Source organism: Streptomyces durbertensis, assembly GCF_014156695.1.
Taxonomy (GTDB): Bacteria; Actinomycetota; Actinomycetes; order Streptomycetales; family Streptomycetaceae; genus Streptomyces; species Streptomyces durbertensis.
Genome location: NZ_WMLF01000859.1, coordinates 1 through 891 on the forward strand (window position 1 = coordinate 1; position 891 = coordinate 891).

Consider the following 891-nt stretch of genomic DNA (forward strand, 5'->3'; position numbering starts at 1 on the left):
GTGTCGTACGCCCCGAGACGCCGGTCACCGTCCTGCCGGGCGGGACGCCGCCCGCCTCCGCGGCCGACTAGGCACCGCCCCCGCGACCGCTGCTGTCCCCGCGCCCGGCCCGCCACCCGATCCCGGTGGCGGGCCGGGCGGTGTCAGACCCCGCTCGCCCGCCCGGCCCGGTCCGCCTCCACGAACAGCAGCCGGCGGACCGCCGCGGCCGCCGGCCGGTCCAGCAGCACCGCCGACGCGCAGCCCGGCGGAAGCCGCCCCGCCAGCAGTTCCGCGCGGAGCACGGCCATCGCGCGCACATGCCGCCGGAACGCGAACCCGCTCACCTCGCGGCGCCGCGCCCGCTGGCCCGACAGCGCCTCCTCCCACGTCACGTCGAGCAGCAGCAGGTGCAGCCGCCGCCCGACGCGGGACGCCTCCCAGGCGAGCCAGCGCCGCACCCACGGCAGCTGGCCGCAGTCGTGCACGGCGACACCGCCCGCGAACGACCGCACCGCCCGCCGCAGCCGCAGATAGTGGTGGACCCGGGCCAGCGGTCGGACCAGCGCGTACGGCAGCAGGCCCTGCCAGCTCTCCCGGACCTCCTGGGAGTCCACGCGGCACACCTCGCCGGCCTCGGCGGCCGCCCGCGCCAGCAGCGTCGACTTTCCGCCGCCCGGCAGCCCGGACAGCACCAGCACGTCACACACCGGCCAGCACAGCTCGCGCGGCAGCGTGCCGCGCAGGTCGGCGACCACCGCCCCCGGCCGGCCGTCCCACGCCTCAGTCCGCCGGCCGTCCTCCTGCCGCCTGCTCTCCCGCCGCTCGTCGACGGCCGCGTCCCGACCCGCCGCCGTGGCGGCCCACGCCCCGCCGCCACGCCCCGTCCGTTCGTTCTCCCACCACACGTCC

At 79.3% G+C, this 891-nt stretch carries 1 protein-coding gene; it reads right to left on the minus strand.

From position 1 onward, the window contains the following. Positions 1–143: 143 nt before the first annotated feature. The coding region (locus GL263_RS27315) for an AAA family ATPase (RefSeq protein WP_228456878.1) at positions 144–891 on the minus strand (748 nt) is incomplete at its 5' end.